This is a genomic window from Lysinibacillus sp. NPDC056185 (assembly GCF_047737915.1).
Taxonomy (GTDB): domain Bacteria; phylum Bacillota; class Bacilli; order Bacillales_A; family Planococcaceae; genus Lysinibacillus.
Genome location: NZ_JBLLLQ010000001.1, coordinates 206,348 through 223,240 on the forward strand (window position 1 = coordinate 206,348; position 16,893 = coordinate 223,240).

Consider the following 16,893-nt stretch of genomic DNA (forward strand, 5'->3'; position numbering starts at 1 on the left):
TTGAACTCTCGCTCCTTTCACGTCCAAATTTCGCTTCTTACTATTATGAAGTGAACATTTTGAACAAGCAACTATTTTGTTTAACCATTTAGCAAATCTCTTTTGTAGCGACAGGTAAGTAAGTTCCCCACCTCTATAGGTAGTGAGATAAAAGCGGATTTGAGCTACTTTTCTTTTCAGCAGTGATCCAAAGCCTCCGGCGGATGTCACGGAATCGGAAAGGAGTCTTAGAGGATGTTAGCCTAAAACCATCGCATCCATGCGATAACGGCTAACTGACCTGCATCGGTAAAAACGCTACGTCTTGTGGCATTACCGAAATGACCGACATCGTGTCGGCCCTCGTGCAGGCAAGACAAAGCCGATTCCGGACGCAATTATGCCGAGGCATAATTGATCATCAACTAAGATATTGTGAAAAAGCACTATTGATGTACAATTAATGTATAATCTAAATCAAAAAGTAGGGATTTTATGTTAGAAGTATATATAGATGCTGCTAGTGCAGGTAATCCTGGCCCAAGTGGTATTGGGATATTTATTAAAGGAGAAGGCAATCATATACAAATCAGTGAGTATATAGGGCAAACTAATAACCACATTGCCGAGTTTACTGCCTTAGTTCGCGGTCTTGAGGAAGCACGAAAGCTTGGTTCAAACCTAGTCTCAGTGCGCTCAGATTCAAAAATTGTTGTTGCCTCTATGGAAAAAGAATATGTGAAAAATGAGGAATTTAAACCTTATCTTGAGCAGGCACTTACACTTGTGAGTAGCTTCGATTTATTTTTCATCAAATGGGTTCCAGATACGCAAAACAAAGCAGCAGATGCACTTGCACGTAAAGCGATTCAAAATGAAAAAAATTAATTTATAGGGACTGCCTCTTGTCTTACCAAGAGTCGGTCTCCTCCTTTCACTTCATTCAGATACTTAATATCCCCCAATATTTTAATTTTTATCATCTTCATTTTCATATATAAACAAAATATATGCCATGCTCATAAGGAATCGCCAAGTCCTCATCCAATTAACTTACATACTTGGCATATATATATAAATATCTCCCCTGATTTTTGATGATAAGCCATAAATCAATATATTTTCCAATTATTATTAGTATAATTTGTATCCTCAATGTTATTTTATTGACATACTATTGTAATATTACAATGTTAATATCATATATGTATTAAGTTTTTAAAGTTATTAGGAGGATACATATTATGAAAAAGAATAAAAAGTATAGATGGGGATTGAAATTAGCTACATTGGCTTTAAGTTCATCTGTACTTTTTTCAACAATTGACACAGCATCAGCGGCAACTTATACAGTAAAATCTGGTGATTCTTTATGGAAGATTGCCAATCAGTATGGTGTTACTTATCAAACATTGATGAAATGGAATAACTTATCTTCTACGACAATTCGCGTTGGACAAAAGTTAAACCTCAATACCCCACTCACATCAGCAACAATATCAACACCTACACCTAAACCAACAGCTGCAGCTAAACCAACAGTTACACCTAAACCAACAACTAACCTAGTGCAAGTTGCTAAAAAACAATTAGGCGTAAAATATACATTTGGTGGAAGTAAACCGAGTACAGGTTTTGATTGCTCAGGCTACGTCACTTACGTATATAATAATGCTGGTATTTCGACAGCTCGTAAGTCTGCAGCAGGTTTTTACAGTACAGCTAAAAAAGTAAGTTCACCTCAAGTAGGTGATCTAGTATTCTTCGCTAATACATATAAAGCTGGTATTTCACATGTAGGCATTTATATTGGAAATGGTCAAATGATTAGCGCAAGTGACGGTGGTGTTTCTATTGCTAACATTAATAGCTCTTATTGGAAAACACACTTTGCTGGATATGGTCGTATATAGTGAATAAAAAAACAGTTGGGATTCCCCAACTGTTTTTTCTTTATACATGTGCTACTTTTTTCGATTTTATTTTTGCTAAACGTAGTAAATAAATGATAAAGACTACAACTAGCAAGCCTGCTCCAGTTAGATAAACAGAAGAATAGCCTGCTTGCACGGCCACCATTCCTAAAATGTAAGAGCCAAGCGCAATGCCAAGGTCAAACATCGTAAAGAACGTTGCTGTTGCATAACCACTGCGTGTATGTGATGTAGATTGTATCGCTAATGCTTGTAAGCTTGTAGTTACTGCCCCATAGCCTAATCCAATAAAGATGGCTGCAAATAAAAATAATGCTGGTCCTGAGACAAATGCGAGCATAACAAGACCGATAGCAAAGAGTATAATACCAGGTATAATAACAAACTGCGGCCCTTTTGTATCATAAAGTTTACCTGTATATGGACGTGTAATAAGCATTGCTGCTGCAAAAACTGCATAAAATAGACTCGCTACAGCCATTAAATCTTTTTGCTGTGCGTAGACTGATAAAAACGATAAAATACTCGAATATGAAAAAGCTACTAAACTAGCAATCGCCGCAACTGGAAGTGCACGACGTTCAAATAAATCATCAAATTTAAATGTCAATTTACCCTGATGTTCAGGCTTGGATAAATCATCAGTTTTTATCGTTGCAGCTAGGATGCCCCCTGCTAATATACAAATACTCATCACAATAAATAATACATTGAAGCTACTATATTGAATAAGTAGCAAACCGATAAATGGTCCAATAACTACTGCTAAGTTAGTAGACATTGCGAAATAGCCTAGACCTGTACCTTTTCGATTGGCTGGCACTATATCTGCAGCTAAAGAGCCAGCAGCTGTTGTAATAATACTAAAGAAAATCCCTTGAATAAAACGTAGTCCTAGTAAAAGTCCAAAAGGATGAATAAATAAATATAAAACTGTACATAAAAAATATCCTATAATTGAAATAACTAAAAGCTTTTTCTTCCCAAAAACATCTAATAGTTTACCCGAAAAAGGACGAACGATAATGGCTGATAATAAAAATCCTGATATTAACAATCCCGCTTCCTTGTCTGTCTGGTGCAACTCACCAATCGCATATAGCGGCAAAGTCGTTACCAATCCATAAAAAACAAAAAAGACCGAGATATTTGTTAAAAAGAGACTAATAAACCGCTTCGTCCATATTTTTGTATTCCCCTCTTGCTGCACGTCTATCAACCTTTCATTTTTTCCAATAAAATTATAAATTGCTGTTGTTCCTCGACAGTCAATGCCCCTACCATTTCTTCCTCAAAAACTAAGATCGTTTTAGTGATAGCAGGCAAATGTTCCTCTGCATATGGTGATAAGGTAACGATTTTTTCACGTTTATCTTCACCATCAATTCTTAGTACCCAACCTAGTGTCTCGAGTCGAGTAATTGCTCTAGTTATACTCGGTGCCTCAACGTTTAAATACTTCCAAATTTGTGTTAATGTCATTGGCCCGTGATTATGTAAGCAATATAAAATAGCCCATTGTGAGCTATACAAGTTGTGCTGTTTCAGTACTTCATTTAAACAATTCGTTAAATAACGACTTTTTTGGAATAAAGCATGAAAGATAGGATTCATGTTAGCAACCTCCTAATTTATTTACCTAGCTAAATAAGTACTATACTCTTCATTTTTTTCGTTGTAAAGCAAGTTGTTTGAAGGTGCATTGTAGGAGCAATGATCCTCAGCCGACTGTCGTATGATTCATTATTATCAGCGATTCTCTCCGACGTACTAAATATCAGAAGGGAATTTTTTGAAAGTGTCGAATTAAGCTAATAGATTACAAATAAAAGGAGATGAAAGCATGGGGAAAAAGGTATTAATACTTGCAGGAGACGCAGTTGAAGCTTTAGAAATTTTTTATCCTTATTACCGTTGTCTTGAGGCTGGCTATGATGTAACGATTGCAGCACCATCCGCGAAGAAATTACAGACTGTATTGCACGATTTTGTTGATGGTGTCGATACATACATCGAGCGTACAGCATATGGCTTAGAAGCACACGCATCCTTTGCAGAAGTAGATCCAGCACAATTTGACGGGCTCATCATTCCTGGTGGACGAGCGCCAGAGTACATTCGTTTAAATGAACATGTTCCAGCACTAGTGAGCCATTTCTTTGAAACAAATAAACCAATCGCTGCTGTATGTCACGCAGCTCAAATTTTCGCGACCATTCCAGAAGTTCTGAAAGGACGTGAACTAACAGCCTATATTGCATGCAAGCCCGAAGTTCAAGTAGCTGGAGCGACGTATATCGATACTCATCTTCACACAGACGGCAATTTAATTAGTGGTCATGCATGGCCAGATTTACCTGGATTAATGCGAGAATTTATTAAAAAGCTAGAAAGCTAACGGAATGAGGATGCCCGAAAGTAGGCATCCTCGTATTTTATGGAGTGGTTTCTTGGAATTCAATTTTCACTACTTTATTTGTATTGGTTACATATTTGATTCGAACATGTACACCGAATTCCTTGTCACTTTGTTTTAGCCAAAGTTTAAATTTTTCAATAGTGGAGTCTTCAACAACCTCGCTTCCCTCATGCAAATAATCGAGGATTTTTGCTTGAGGGTACTTTGCATGTGTCTCTTTTATCGCTACTTTTCCCCATTGAGCATGGGCTGGTATTCCCTGTTGAGCATAAGTAATTGTTGGGGTGTTTATGAATGCAGCAAACAATACAAGAAAAATGCCAAGTTTCACACAAAATTTCCGCAAGTTAATCAACCTTTCATATTCTTTTGGTATAAAGTAGCCAAAACTGCAAAAAATAAGTGCTCCTTAAGTATTCTCAACCTTAAGGAGCAGTTTTTGTTATTTTTTACTGGATTGTTTTGGTTGTTGAGGATTGTTATGAATTACTTGATTAAATTCTGCTGAATATTCTTCACGATCATTTCTTTTATGTGTATCTTCTTTCTTTTTCTTTTTAAAGCTCGTTTTATTCTTCTTTGCCATTATTTAAGCCTCCATACTTCGGTTATTTGTTTTTGTTGGACTGCTGATTTTTCTTATGGTTCGTTTTATTATCTTTATTTTTTGCTTTCGCATCAAATTCTGCAGCGAATTCTTCATTGAGATTGTCATTCGGGTTATTGTTATTACTATTTGATTTATCGAGGTCTATTTTTTTGTAGGTATCAAAGGGATTATGCGTTCTAACATTCATTGTTTTATTGTTGTTTTTGTTGTTTCCATTGGTGTTTCTATTGGCCACGGATCTTCACCTCCTACATGTAATGTGCTCAGGATAGAAGGTTTTATGCTTTGGGGATTACTACAGACTTTGCTAAAACTTTTACAGTATAAAAAAATGTACATCACTAATATTAATTAGTAATGTACATTATAGTTAGACAATTGTATATTCAGTTATATTTAATAATGCACCGACTGCACCTGAAAAACCGTGGTCATTTATAAAGACTGGTGTATGTTTTTTCGTACGTGTGTAATTGGCAATAACACGTGTAAGTTGATCGTTATTACTTAAAGTTGAACCGATATAAACGATATGTTGAGCATTTTTTTCTTCAGCATATTGAATACTAAGTGTTGTAATAACCTCACCTACAAGCCCTTGTACAGTTGCAATTATATCTTCTTTTGGATGTTTGACAGATTCAGTAATACCAACTTTCCCAAAATTACTAGCTGTCAATTGCCCATCAATAGGTGTGTCCATCCCTTGATAAATATCCTTTACTAGTAAATCAATTTCTTCTCGATTACCTTTAGTGGCCAGTTCTCTTATTTCATTATAATCCGTGATGCCAGTTGTAAGCGCTGACAATCCAATCAACGTTCCACCACCTACACCTGTTCCACCAACACGAATATGCGTATTATCTTCCATATAATGAATTGAAGTACCAGTACCAATATTAGTAATCATACTTCTCTCGAAGAAGTAGCCCTCTTTATGCAATAAAAATCGAACGCCCTTCAATGTGGCTTCAAACTCTACTATATAATGAATCGATTTCATTGTTTTGATGACATCCAGTAATTGTTCTGTACGCCCTCCCGTAACACCAATATCCTCAATATCTGGATGATTAATAATCCAATTCTGCACTGCTAGCAAATCATTTGACGGGAAAGTTATTAAAACGAGCTCATTATGCTCATCTAAATAAGCAACTTTTGTCAATGTTCCGCCTGCATCAATACCTATAGCCTTTGGCATACCATTCTCCTTTGACTTTACGTATAATCTCTATTTCAGAAGGTGAGATATATACTAGATTTTGCTTTATTCAAGAGGCGTTTGAAGCCTGTTGAATAACGTTCATGCCTCCACAAATGTCACGGATTTTGCAAGGAGTTATTGTGCCAAAATCCGGTGAATTGTATTTCAGTACCGAAAGCAAATCTACAGCTACACATGTCGTCTGCGCGAAAGCGCAGCGGCAGCAACAAATGTCTTCTGCGCGAAAGCGAAGCGTCAGCAGCAAATGTTTTCTGTGCGAAAGCGCAGCGGCAGCAACAATTACTCGAAAAGTGAAGTTGCATCTTTGTCCTTCCTAAACTTTAACGCTGTTGAAATAAATGTGCAATAACTTAGCAAACTTTCATGAAAAAAAGACGAAAAATATCAATTTTTTTCTATTAATCACACGATTTTCGTCGCATTTTTATAACTTTAACATTATTCTACTATAAAAACACAAAAGAAGTGAAAATGCAATGTTACTCGATGCATCATCGATTCTAGCAAGTGGGTGTCGTTAAAAATTAAAAGTTGGGCGATAATTGCTGAAAGTGTTCCGATAAATGTCATGTGAAATTGCAACCCGATTATCTCCCCTCTCTTTGTCTTAATCTTTACCAATTGAAAATAGTTGAATATAAATTGAACAATCTGTTTTATCTTTCATCACTTTTACGATACGATATACTATAGATGTGTTACCATTTGAACGGAGGAATACAAGTGAAAGATCAAAAAAAACTTTATAAAGAAGCGATGCAAGTTTTAAAGGAAACTAGTCGCACTTTTTATATACCGATTACTTTTTTAAAAAATGATTTAAAATTGTCTGTGGCAGCCGCATATTTAGCAATGCGTGCTATAGACGAAATTGAGGATCATGAAAACCTATCTAATGACGTGAAATTCGATTTACTTAATGCAACAAGCGAGTTATTAAAGGAATCATTTAATGCTGAAGCTTATGAAGCATTATTAGCGCCATATGCAGATCAGCTACCTGAAGTATCTCTTCGTTTAGCAGATTGGCTAACGTTTTGTCCTGAAGGCTCACGTAAAATTGTCCAAGCTTCAACAAGTGAAATGGCGTTTGGGATGGCAAAATGGGCAAAAGCAAACTGGCAGGTGCATACGCGAGAGGATTTAGATGATTATACATACTACGTTGCAGGGCTTGTTGGGACAATGCTGTCCGAGCTTTGGGCGTGGGGTGCTGACATTCAAACAGATCGCGATTTAGCTATTGGCTATGGCCGCGGTCTCCAAGCAGTCAATATTTTACGCAATCAGCATGAGGATATGGATGAGCGCGGAGTAAGTTTCGTTCCTGATGGTTGGACTCGTGAAGATTTATTTGCATATGCGGAGGAAAATCTCGCAAAAGCTGATCTTTATATGAAAGATATTAATAAACGCACGGTATTATTATTCTGTCGTTTACCACTTGCATTAGCCCATAAAACATTGAAGGCAATGCAAGAAGGTCGTGAAAAAATGTCAAGAGCAGAAGTAGAACAAACAGTCGAAGAGGTACAGGCTGACTAAAACTTTCACCATTAAAAAACAGCCGCAGTATGAGAAACTCTCGTACTGCAGCTGTTTTAGTTATACGGACATGCCAAGACTAACAATCATTTCATAACTAATAAAGACTGGAAGCATCGTTAACAACATACACACTACTTTTTCAGCTTTACTACTCGTAGTGGCAAACACACCAAAATGAATACTAGGAGAACAGCTTAATGTCCTGAAATCAATTTGAAAAAGATCAATCAAAATGAAGTTAATCACAAATCGTTCTCGCTAAAATAAACTTCTTACGAATTTGTCTTTTATCACAGTTTTCGGACCGGAACTTGAATTTCAAAGGTGATTTCATTTGGTTTATCCGTAATCGTAATATCGAGATGCATGATTTGCAATGCATCACCAGTGATCTGATAGCTGTTTTTGTTAAGATAATGAAGTATTTTTCTTAAACTTTCACTACGACTCGACAATAATTCTCCATTGTAACGGATGCACGCAAATAATCCTCCTGGAATCGTCAATTGATATGTATTCGGAATATCTTCCTTATTTTTTGCCACAATGAAAATAGTGGAAGGTTCCTCAAAACGTCCCAATTTAAGATTCTTTTCTTCGATAATAATGCCAAGTCTGTTGGTAGCAAGAATGGGTGTCTTCTCCGTAAGCATATTCTCTAAATTCAAGACTCCATAACAAAGTTCGAAGTTATTATTAATTTTTTCATGCAAGGTAAGTAATCGCCTACTTTTCATTTCACGGAATATGACTTTCTGAAGTTCATTTTCTCTTTCCACCTGTTCCAAATAGGCAATCTTCTCCCTGATATTTTCCTCCATTTCATTCAATTCTTTCAGATTTGAAACGAGTTCAGCGTGTTTGATTTTCATAATATCTAACGATTTACTGAAATTGCGTTCGTTAAGATATTCCTTAATCTCATCTGTAGTCATCCTAAGTTGCCTTAGTTCTTTAATGGTACCTAGAATTTCATACTGAAAAATGGAGTAGTATCGATATCCGGAATGTGAATCGATATATTGTGGCTTGAACAGGTCAATCCGATCATAGTGGCGTAATGTTTCCGAAGTCAATCCTCGTAATTTTGCCATTTCACCGATAGTCAGTTTTTCTTTCAATCAGCTAACCTCCTAAAAAATTTATAGACTGCTAAAATTTTTATCGCAGGAGTATAGAAAAACTTACCAAATTTAAAAAATTTCAGGTTTGATTTGTTTACCACACACTCAATAAACTTTATAAAATAAGTGATTCGTTATATCCTGAATTATTTTTTCGCCTACTTTTATTTCTCCAAATAGCATACCTTCTTAATCCGATTGAATATTCAGTTAAAAATTTTCACGAACCTCTAATTCAAACTATGCTATCTTTTCTGACTATTTGTCAAGTACCATTCTGAATGCTTTATTTCAGTTCATCATCCAACCTATTTCACGTACTTTATTCTATTATTCTAGCCTTCTATTCTCTTTCTCTTTTAAGACATAGCTGAGCAAATCTAGCATAATGCGAGCCGCTACTTGCCCGGTGATGCCGGTAGGATCATAGGGAGGCGCCACTTCGACTAAATCGAATCCAATCACTTCTCCCCTTTTTGCAATCCCTTCCAATATTTCGTTCACTTCATCGTAAAGAAGGCCGCCAGGGGAAGGTGTACCCGTACCAGGAGCGATTGATGGATCCAATCCATCGATGTCAATTGTCACATAATATCTTTCTCCAACTGGTATTTGTTCCAGCACTTCTTCAATTCCCATTTTTCTCATTTGGCGTGGAGATAGGATCACACTACCGTAGTCTCTTGCAGCATCAACATCTTCTTTTTTACTACTACTAATTCCACGAATACCTAATTGGAATATTTTCTGTACATGATCCATCTCTGATAAACGGCGGATGCAGTTACCATGGCCATATCGCATTCCTGAGCGGTGATCTGCCCAATCCAGATGTGCATCAATTTGAATGACATGAAATGGACCTAATTCTTTTAGCCCCTTTCCTACCGCAGCCGTGATAGAATGGTCTCCTCCTAGAATGACTGGCATAGCTCCTTTCGAAACAATTTTACGGATCGCTTCTTCTGTATTTTCGTGACATTGCATTAGATCTCCATGTACCATATCGACATCGCCGCAGTCCACCACTTTCCAATCTGGCCCGAGATACATGATATCATTTTCAATGTCATAAGCACCTTCTAATCCAAAACTGTATAGCGTGGATCCTTCCCTAATTCCCCTCGGTCCCATTCTTGCACCTGATTTCCATTGGGTACCCATATCATTCGGTACCCCTATGACCGCTACATCGGCATCCAGCTTGTCCAAATCTGTGCAAATCGGATATTTCCCAAACGTACATATCCCTGTAAATGGCAAATTCAAAATTTGTTTCTCATCGTGATTAGCCATGATTATTCCCCCTGCTATCATTTAATCTCAAGTTATATCCTGGAGCCCTTTAGCATTTCGTAAGGTTAATGATATGAATGTTTCATTGTCATCTCATAAGTTTTTTGGAACAATTTCAAGTAGTCATCTTTCGATAATTGACGAGAATTTGTAATTGTACACAAATGTTTAAATGCCCCTTCAGCAAGAAATTCGAAATCATCAGGGTTAACATTATCTAAATCCCGGAATTGCGGAATGCCAATTTCACTTGCAAGTTCATGCAACAATACAACACCTTCTTGGGCAATTTCCTCCAAGGTCTTCCCTTCCGCGGTCGCTCCAAGTTTCAAAGCAACTGTCGCATGTTTTTCCGGATTGGACGGAATATTATATTCAAATACATGAGGGAGGAAGATGGAATTTGCCACTCCATGTGGTGTATCATACAGCCCGCCAAGCGGTTCAGCCATAGCATGCACAGCACCTAGGTCGGCGTGCGTAAACGCCATACCTGCTATCAAGCTTCCTACAAGCATGTTTTGCCTTGCTTCTAAATTGTTACCGTTTTCTACAGCGAGCGGAAGATACTTAACAATGATTTCAATCGCATAAAGACTGAGTGCATCAGAAATCGGTTCAGAAATATTGCTCGTGTAAGCTTCAATTGCATGCGTCAATGCATCCATTCCAGTAGCAGAGGTAATTGATTTAGGCAAAGACAGCGTCAATTCAGGGTCCACAATCGCCAATTTCGGAGCTAATTTTATATCAAGTATAGCTTCTTTCTGTTTAGTGATCGTATCTGTGATAACAGACCCTGTCGTTACCTCACTACCAGTACCCGAAGTGGTTGGGATACAAATAAGAGGTGTAATATCGCGCTCCAACAGATTGAAACCATAGCGATCTTTAAGCTCCCCTTCATGTGTAAAAAGTACCCCAATCGCTTTAGCAGTATCCATTGAACTTCCACCACCAAGACCTAACAACAAATCGATATTTTCGTCTTTAAATCGTTCATAGGCTTTTACGCAATCTAGGTCTTTCGGATTCGGTGTAATTTCATCATATACAAGAAAAGCAATCCCTTCCTGTTCCAATGAATCTGTTACCTTCTTTAAAATCCCCGTTTGTGCAAGCCCTTTATCAGTAATGATCAGCGCCTTTTTACCACCTAGCTCTTTCGCTCTTTTCCCTACATTGTTAACTGTCCCGTTACCAAACTCAATAGAAGTCGGTAAATTAAAATTAAAATCCCAAACCATCAAACATTTCCCCTTTCAATTTTTCAAATGACCTTATGTTAACAAATTTCTTTTAAGAGTTTACTTTGTCTTGTTTGTTAACTTTCAAACCAATTAGTTGGACTGACATCTAAATTGATATTTATTTGTTTAACTTCCGAAAATTCATCCAAACCGAAAGTGCCTAATCCACGACCGAGTCCGCTCTGCTTATACCCTCCCCAAGGGGCTTCATTGTAAGCAAGATTGTATGCATTAATGTAAGTAATACCTGCTCTAATTTTTTTAATAACCCGCAAAGCTTTAGCACCATCTTGAGAGAACACCCCAGCTGCAAGACCGTATGGCGTATCATTTGCGAGCTTGATAGCCTCCGCTTCATCTTTGAACTTTTGGACAACTAGCACAGGACCGAATATCTCCTCTTGGACAATTTCCATGTCAGGCGTTGTATCTACAAATATTGTCGGCTCGACAAAATAACCCTGCCCTAGCCCACCACTTGTAATCCGTTTTCCGCCATAAATCAAATTCGCACCTTCATCGATGCCGATTTGAATATAATTTAGCACTGTGTTCATATGATCTTCACCGACAAGAGCACCCATTTGAGTCTCTGGATCATCACCACGACCAACACGTATTTGTTTTGCTTTACTAATCAAGCTTTCAACGAACTTGTCATGGATACTTTCTTCAATGAGCAAGCGTGATCCTGAGTTACATACTTGACCCGCGTTCATAAATATCCCATAAAGCGCATAGTCGACCGCTGTTTCAAAATCTGCGTCAGCGAAGACGATATTTGGCGATTTACCACCTAATTCGAGTGCGATTTTCTTAATATTTCCTGATGCCGCTTTCATGATTGATCTACCTACTGTTGTACTGCCAGTAAATGAAACCATATCGACTTTATCGCTTTCAGCCAATTCATTACCGACAGTCGAACCTCCTCCGGTTACCAAATTCGCAACGCCTGCTGGAATCCCTACTTCTTCAAGAATTTCGAAGAGCTTAATCGTAGTAATTGGCGTCAATTCAGATGGTTTGAACACAATCGTATTTCCCGCAGCAAGCGCAGGCGCAATTTTCCACGCTCCTGTCAATAATGGGAAATTCCAAGGAGCAATCAAACCACAAACACCTACAGGTTCACGGACAATAAGCCCCTGTACCGGATCGGCAACGGAATACGTTTGACCGTCTGGTTTAGTGATGAGCCCACCATAATATCGGAAGCAATTCACAGCATCCCCTATATCGAATTCCGCTTCCCTAAGAGGCTTTCCTGTATTCAACATTTCAAGTGTACTCAGCTCAGATGCATTTACCTCAAGTTTATCTGCAATTTTGAATAAATAGGATGCTCTTTCAGAAGCCGGCATGTCTGACCAAATACCTGAATCAAATGCATTACGTGCTGCTTCAATGGCATCCCGCGTTTCTTCAACACTTGCTCTCGATGCCTCAGCAATCACTTCGTTGTTTGCTGGGTTGATAATATTACGTTTTTCCTCGTTCACAGAATCTGACCATTTACCATTAATAAACAATTTCAAATTTAGCATTATACTAGCCTCCCATTTAAAATTAGCCATATTTTATCTAAATGCACATTTAACCTCTCCTACAAGAGATTACAATAAGTGGTAGGAGTTTCATAACCTTGAATAAAGCTGTTCTTATTTTCGAAATTCTACCTTTCTGTGAATAGCCTCACCCCTTTCAATTGCATATACTACATGCAAATAACAGAAGTCTTACCTTTTGTAAGCCCTTACATTTTTATGTCTTCTGCAAGAACATTTTCAGGAATAATCTCCTTATCGAAACTGAATTCAGGCAGTCCCTGTTTGAAGAACTTTGTCATATACATTAGATACCCCAAGCCAATTGCCATCCAGATGCCTCCAAGAATCAATGCATCCAACTCTAAGTGAGACCATAGCCAAAGCGTAAATCCTGCACCAATTAGTGGCATAACCAGATAACGCATGTAGTCGTTAAAAGAAGAGCGCTTACGATCCCGAATAAAGTAATGGGCGATAACAGATAAATTAACAGACGCGAAAGCAATAAGTGCTCCAAAGTTAATAAACTTAATGACTTGATCGAGTGTCAGCACGATACCGAGCAATGAAATGATTCCAATTACAATAATTCCAGTGGACGGTGTTTTAAAGCGTGAATGGATATGTCCAAATATTTTTTTTGGCAGTACAGAATCTCGCCCCATCGCATACAACACGCGGGACGCGCTTGTTGTAGAGGCCACACCAGAAGAGAAATTACCTAAAATTACAGCAGTAACAAATAAGGATTTGAACAAATTCCCGCCGACCAAATAGACAACTTCCATAGCTGCAGAATCTGTGTTTTCAAAGGTAAAACCGGGGTGAACCAATTGTGCCAAATAGGCTGATCCGATATAGAGGACACCAATTGTCAACAACATGATGATAATCGCTCTAGGAATTGTTTTTTCAGGATTGATTGTTTCTTCAGACAATGTAGTAAGAGAGTCGAAGCCAAGAAAACTGAAACAAAGAATTGACGCTCCTGCCAAAATCACTGGCAATTTGATTTCTGCATTGAACAAAGGCTGAATGGAGAAAAGTGTACCCGCTCCTACACCCGCCATTAAACTTTTGATCGTCAAAATCCAGAAGATGACAACAAATACGACTTGTGCAATAACAAAAATCTTACCAGTGGATGCGGTGAACTTAACACCCAAAATGCTAGGTATTACAATAGTTGCAGTTAATAGGGTAATCCACAGGGCGTGAGGGACTCCAGGGAACATTGCATTTAAAAAGACAGTAGACATTAAACAAGTGACCATTGGTGTCAACATATAATCCAACATGATTGTCCAACCGATAAGAAAACCAAGTTGTGGATTAATGGATTTTTGTGTGAATGTATAAGCCGATCCCGCGATTGGAAATGCTTTTGCCATCTTTCCATAACTAAAAGCAGTGAACAGGATTGCAAGAAAAGCGATAATATACGCCCCCATAATGACACCTTGGGAAGTGACAGTTGCTATTCCGTATGTATTGAAGAATACCATCGGGTTATTCCATGCAATCCCTAAAAATACAACTTGAGACAAAGTCAGTGTTCGCATTAATGTTTGTCGTTTCATAATAGCTCCCCCATTCACTTTTGTAATTTAAATCTTCCAAAGATTCTGATTTCTGTTGATATTGACTATAAAGGTTTGTGTTACACAAAGGTCAACAACTTGATTTAAATTTTCGGTAATGAAAAAACTATCCCTAAAAATACAGCAAAATGCAGCAGTAAGTAAGGACTCTAGCGAAGTAAAGTTACATATACGACGAGTTTTTTTGAGCAATTCGTTCAACAGTGAAATTTCTACCAAAAATCATTTATAATGAATATCCCTTTTACGTTCACTGCTGAATAAAAAAAATACTCCCCTTAGATAAACAGATTTTTTATCTGTCTACCTAAGAAGGAGCATCTCACTCTCGTATTGAGTTCCTTTGCTTACACAGTTTCAATTAACTTAAAAATAATTTCATAACTAAAAAAGACTGAAAGCATCGTTAACAACATAAACACTACCTTTTCAGCTTTACTACCCGTTTTTGTAGTAATAGGTAGACGTACTGAAATGGATACTGGGAAGAACAGCTTAACACCCTTTTTCGTTCCCATATCAAGGAGAACATGACTTGCCATCCCTATTAAAATACCTAGTGAAATGGATTCGTACGGTATAAATGTATGTAGTAGCATCCAAATCAAAAATAAAAAAAGCAAACTATGTGTAAAGGAACGATGTCCAAACAGCGAATTCACAGTTTTTGATATGATGGGAAACTTCCTCCCGATTTTACTACCTCCATGGCAAATATCTGGAAGTAACGCACCGATAACGCCCGCTCCTACTAAAACAAGCGGATTATCATTAGAAATTTGTGCAAAAGCAAGGCTTGCAGTGATGCCCCCGATAATATGTGTATTCCCTTGCATTATTTACTTCCGCTCCTTATATCTCTATATTTTTATCCTTCTTAATTTAACACACCTCAGCTTAAAAGGGAACATATATTCCGAACGTATAATCCCTTTTTTATTAACAAAATTAACTTTCATATCAAATTAAAAATATCAGAAACATTTCAGGTTCTTATTGTATATATAGAATAATTAGAGATAAAAATGAGTATTGGAGGTTATTTATGAAATCTATCAAAGGAATTTTGTTTATCATACTAATAATGAGTAGTAGTGCTTTACTGTGGTATTTTGCTACACCTATAGAACCTATCCAGGCAGTTAACAGGCTCAGTCACATCATTGGAGGCATGGCCATTACAGGCTTCTTTCTTGTCTTTTTGTTAGCAACAAGAATGAAAATTTTTGAACGTTGGTTTCATGGACTAGAAAATGTTTATTTTTATCATAAATATTTAGCAATACTTTCTCTAGTATTAGTGGTTATTCATGGTCAACTACAAGGTCTGGTCCCCCACTTGGATAAAGTACAAAGAACTTCACTCAGTGAATTTGCGAAAGAACTAGGATCACTTGGGCAATATGGTTTCATAGCGCTAATTGTAATTGCGCTTTTTGCTAAATTTCTAAAATATGAGCACTGGCGGATCTTTCATCGGTTAATGCTTATCCCTTATACATTTGGAATTTATCATGCCTATTTTTCAAGCAGATACGATTTATTGCAGCCTACACCTTTAGGAATTTTTACAGCAATAACTGCAACAATTGGATTTATGTCAGCATTATATATGTTGACGATGTATCAGGATATGTTTTTTAAATATAACGGCAACATTACGAGGATTAAAAAATTGGGCTCCAATGTTATTGAACTGGAGCTAACACTTGATAAAAAATTACCATTTCGTCATGGACAATTTATTTTTATCAAGATTTTGCAAGATGGCATAGAAAAGGCGCCTCATCCCTTTTCAATTTCAGGTGGCGATGGAAAAAAAATATTTGTCACTATAAAGGCGATAGGTGATTTCACAAAAAAAGTATATGATTCAGTTCAGCTGAATACACCAGTTACACTTGATGGTCCTTATGGTCATTTAAACTTTGAAAACGGAACACAACAACAAGTTTGGATAGCTGGTGGTATAGGCATTACTCCATTTTTATCTTATTTGCAATCACAGCCCGTAAATCGTGATATTGAGTTATTTTACACTTATCATGGTCAAAACAATGCTATCTATAAAGATTTTTTACAGGAGTATGCAGAAACTAATCAACAATTCAAAGTGAACTTTATTGATACTACCAAAATGGACAGGCTTTCATTTAAAAATTTTGCAGTGCCCCCTCAAACAAGTATTTTTATGTGTGGCCCTGAAAAAATGCTAAAACATTTTGCCAAGCAATTGAAATCCCGCAATAAAGATATAAGCGTTGACTTCGAGGCATTTAAATTTAAGTAATAATAATCAATTATGCCTCGGCATAATTGCGTCCGGAATCGGCTTTGTGCTCGCACAAAGA

17 protein-coding genes are annotated in these 16,893 nt (G+C 37.3%); 5 read left to right on the top strand and 12 right to left on the bottom strand.

The window, feature by feature from the left end:
• The first annotated feature begins 474 nt into the window (after positions 1-474).
• Positions 475-867, top strand: coding sequence for a ribonuclease HI family protein (locus ACMZ42_RS01020; protein ID WP_415730258.1), 393 nt, complete (start codon positions 475-477; stop codon positions 865-867).
• Positions 868-1,223: 356 nt separating this feature from the next.
• Positions 1,224-1,892: a C40 family peptidase gene (locus tag ACMZ42_RS01025; RefSeq protein ID WP_370077403.1), complete on the top strand. Its 669-nt coding sequence runs from the start codon at positions 1,224-1,226 to the stop codon at positions 1,890-1,892.
• A gap of 40 nt (positions 1,893-1,932) precedes the next feature.
• Here the strand turns inward: ACMZ42_RS01025 and ACMZ42_RS01030 are convergent, their stop codons facing one another.
• Both ACMZ42_RS01030 and ACMZ42_RS01035 read right to left on the bottom strand, forming a co-directional pair.
• Positions 1,933-3,129, bottom strand: coding sequence for an MFS transporter (locus ACMZ42_RS01030; RefSeq protein WP_415730427.1), 1,197 nt, complete (start codon positions 3,127-3,129; stop codon positions 1,933-1,935).
• Positions 3,129-3,527 (bottom strand): MarR family winged helix-turn-helix transcriptional regulator, encoded by a 399-nt coding sequence (locus ACMZ42_RS01035; RefSeq protein WP_415730259.1) that lies wholly within the window; start codon positions 3,525-3,527, stop codon positions 3,129-3,131. The genes ACMZ42_RS01030 and ACMZ42_RS01035 overlap by 1 nt, the downstream gene beginning before the upstream one ends.
• A gap of 229 nt (positions 3,528-3,756) precedes the next feature.
• Here ACMZ42_RS01035 and ACMZ42_RS01040 point away from each other — a divergent pair, with 229 nt between their 5' ends.
• A complete protein-coding gene (locus tag ACMZ42_RS01040; protein WP_415730260.1) occupies positions 3,757-4,311 on the top strand; it encodes a DJ-1/PfpI family protein in 555 nt (184 codons plus the stop codon).
• Between the two features lie 37 nt (positions 4,312-4,348).
• Here the strand turns inward: ACMZ42_RS01040 and ACMZ42_RS01045 are convergent, their stop codons facing one another.
• The 4 genes from ACMZ42_RS01045 to coaW form a co-directional block, all read right to left on the bottom strand.
• Positions 4,349-4,663, bottom strand: coding sequence for a DUF3889 domain-containing protein (locus ACMZ42_RS01045; RefSeq protein WP_402868980.1), 315 nt, complete (start codon positions 4,661-4,663; stop codon positions 4,349-4,351).
• A gap of 111 nt (positions 4,664-4,774) precedes the next feature.
• The gene (locus tag ACMZ42_RS01050) at positions 4,775-4,918 is read right to left on the bottom strand and encodes a hypothetical protein (protein WP_323656514.1); all 144 of its coding nucleotides are present in this window, start codon (positions 4,916-4,918) and stop codon (positions 4,775-4,777) included.
• A 22-nt stretch (positions 4,919-4,940) separates the two neighbouring features.
• On the bottom strand, positions 4,941-5,177 hold the full coding sequence (locus tag ACMZ42_RS01055) for a hypothetical protein (protein ID WP_415730261.1): 237 nt from the start codon (positions 5,175-5,177) through the stop codon (positions 4,941-4,943).
• 135 nt (positions 5,178-5,312) lie between these two features.
• The gene (coaW, locus tag ACMZ42_RS01060) at positions 5,313-6,149 is read right to left on the bottom strand and encodes a type II pantothenate kinase (RefSeq protein ID WP_370077394.1); all 837 of its coding nucleotides are present in this window, start codon (positions 6,147-6,149) and stop codon (positions 5,313-5,315) included.
• A 747-nt stretch (positions 6,150-6,896) separates the two neighbouring features.
• On the opposite strand from coaW, the gene ACMZ42_RS01065 reads away from it, so the two are divergent.
• A complete protein-coding gene (locus ACMZ42_RS01065) occupies positions 6,897-7,718 on the top strand; it encodes a squalene/phytoene synthase family protein (RefSeq protein WP_370077393.1) in 822 nt (273 codons plus the stop codon).
• 293 nt (positions 7,719-8,011) lie between these two features.
• Here ACMZ42_RS01065 and ACMZ42_RS01070 read toward each other — a convergent pair whose 3' ends face one another.
• From ACMZ42_RS01070 to ACMZ42_RS01095, 6 genes are all read right to left on the bottom strand, one after another.
• Positions 8,012-8,842 (bottom strand): MerR family transcriptional regulator, encoded by an 831-nt coding sequence (locus tag ACMZ42_RS01070; RefSeq protein WP_415730262.1) that lies wholly within the window; start codon positions 8,840-8,842, stop codon positions 8,012-8,014.
• Between the two features lie 333 nt (positions 8,843-9,175).
• Positions 9,176-10,141 carry an agmatinase gene (gene speB, locus ACMZ42_RS01075; RefSeq protein WP_415730263.1) on the bottom strand — a complete coding sequence of 322 codons (966 nt, stop codon included), beginning with the start codon at positions 10,139-10,141 and terminating at the stop codon, positions 9,176-9,178.
• A 65-nt stretch (positions 10,142-10,206) separates the two neighbouring features.
• Complete coding sequence (locus ACMZ42_RS01080) at positions 10,207-11,388, bottom strand: iron-containing alcohol dehydrogenase (RefSeq protein WP_415730264.1); 1,182 nt, start codon at positions 11,386-11,388, stop codon at positions 10,207-10,209.
• A gap of 77 nt (positions 11,389-11,465) precedes the next feature.
• Positions 11,466-12,938 carry an aldehyde dehydrogenase family protein gene (locus ACMZ42_RS01085; protein ID WP_415730265.1) on the bottom strand — a complete coding sequence of 491 codons (1,473 nt, stop codon included), beginning with the start codon at positions 12,936-12,938 and terminating at the stop codon, positions 11,466-11,468.
• Positions 12,939-13,147: 209 nt separating this feature from the next.
• Positions 13,148-14,521 carry an APC family permease gene (locus tag ACMZ42_RS01090; RefSeq protein WP_415730266.1) on the bottom strand — a complete coding sequence of 458 codons (1,374 nt, stop codon included), beginning with the start codon at positions 14,519-14,521 and terminating at the stop codon, positions 13,148-13,150.
• A gap of 368 nt (positions 14,522-14,889) precedes the next feature.
• Positions 14,890-15,378 carry a metal-dependent hydrolase gene (locus ACMZ42_RS01095; RefSeq protein WP_415730267.1) on the bottom strand — a complete coding sequence of 163 codons (489 nt, stop codon included), beginning with the start codon at positions 15,376-15,378 and terminating at the stop codon, positions 14,890-14,892.
• Between the two features lie 209 nt (positions 15,379-15,587).
• On the opposite strand from ACMZ42_RS01095, the gene ACMZ42_RS01100 reads away from it, so the two are divergent.
• Positions 15,588-16,832 (top strand): ferric reductase-like transmembrane domain-containing protein, encoded by a 1,245-nt coding sequence (locus ACMZ42_RS01100; RefSeq protein WP_415730268.1) that lies wholly within the window; start codon positions 15,588-15,590, stop codon positions 16,830-16,832.
• The last annotated feature ends 61 nt before the right edge of the window (positions 16,833-16,893 follow it).

What these genes read in the sequence shown, in the direction of transcription:
- ACMZ42_RS01100 (WP_415730268.1), top strand. Translation starts at nt 15,588, where the DNA reads ATGAAATCTATCAAAGGAATTTTGTTTATCATACTAATAATGAGTAGT.
- ACMZ42_RS01040 (WP_415730260.1), top strand. Translation starts at nt 3,757, where the DNA reads ATGGGGAAAAAGGTATTAATACTTGCAGGAGACGCAGTTGAAGCTTTA.
- ACMZ42_RS01050 (WP_323656514.1), bottom strand. Translation starts at nt 4,918, where the DNA reads ATGGCAAAGAAGAATAAAACGAGCTTTAAAAAGAAAAAGAAAGAAGAT.
- ACMZ42_RS01095 (WP_415730267.1), bottom strand. Translation starts at nt 15,378, where the DNA reads ATGCAAGGGAATACACATATTATCGGGGGCATCACTGCAAGCCTTGCT.
- ACMZ42_RS01080 (WP_415730264.1), bottom strand. Translation starts at nt 11,388, where the DNA reads ATGGTTTGGGATTTTAATTTTAATTTACCGACTTCTATTGAGTTTGGT.
- coaW (WP_370077394.1), bottom strand. Translation starts at nt 6,149, where the DNA reads ATGCCAAAGGCTATAGGTATTGATGCAGGCGGAACATTGACAAAAGTT.
- ACMZ42_RS01025 (WP_370077403.1), top strand. Translation starts at nt 1,224, where the DNA reads ATGAAAAAGAATAAAAAGTATAGATGGGGATTGAAATTAGCTACATTG.
- ACMZ42_RS01020 (WP_415730258.1), top strand. Translation starts at nt 475, where the DNA reads ATGTTAGAAGTATATATAGATGCTGCTAGTGCAGGTAATCCTGGCCCA.
- ACMZ42_RS01090 (WP_415730266.1), bottom strand. Translation starts at nt 14,521, where the DNA reads ATGAAACGACAAACATTAATGCGAACACTGACTTTGTCTCAAGTTGTA.
- ACMZ42_RS01035 (WP_415730259.1), bottom strand. Translation starts at nt 3,527, where the DNA reads ATGAATCCTATCTTTCATGCTTTATTCCAAAAAAGTCGTTATTTAACG.
- ACMZ42_RS01085 (WP_415730265.1), bottom strand. Translation starts at nt 12,938, where the DNA reads ATGCTAAATTTGAAATTGTTTATTAATGGTAAATGGTCAGATTCTGTG.
- speB (WP_415730263.1), bottom strand. Translation starts at nt 10,141, where the DNA reads ATGGCTAATCACGATGAGAAACAAATTTTGAATTTGCCATTTACAGGG.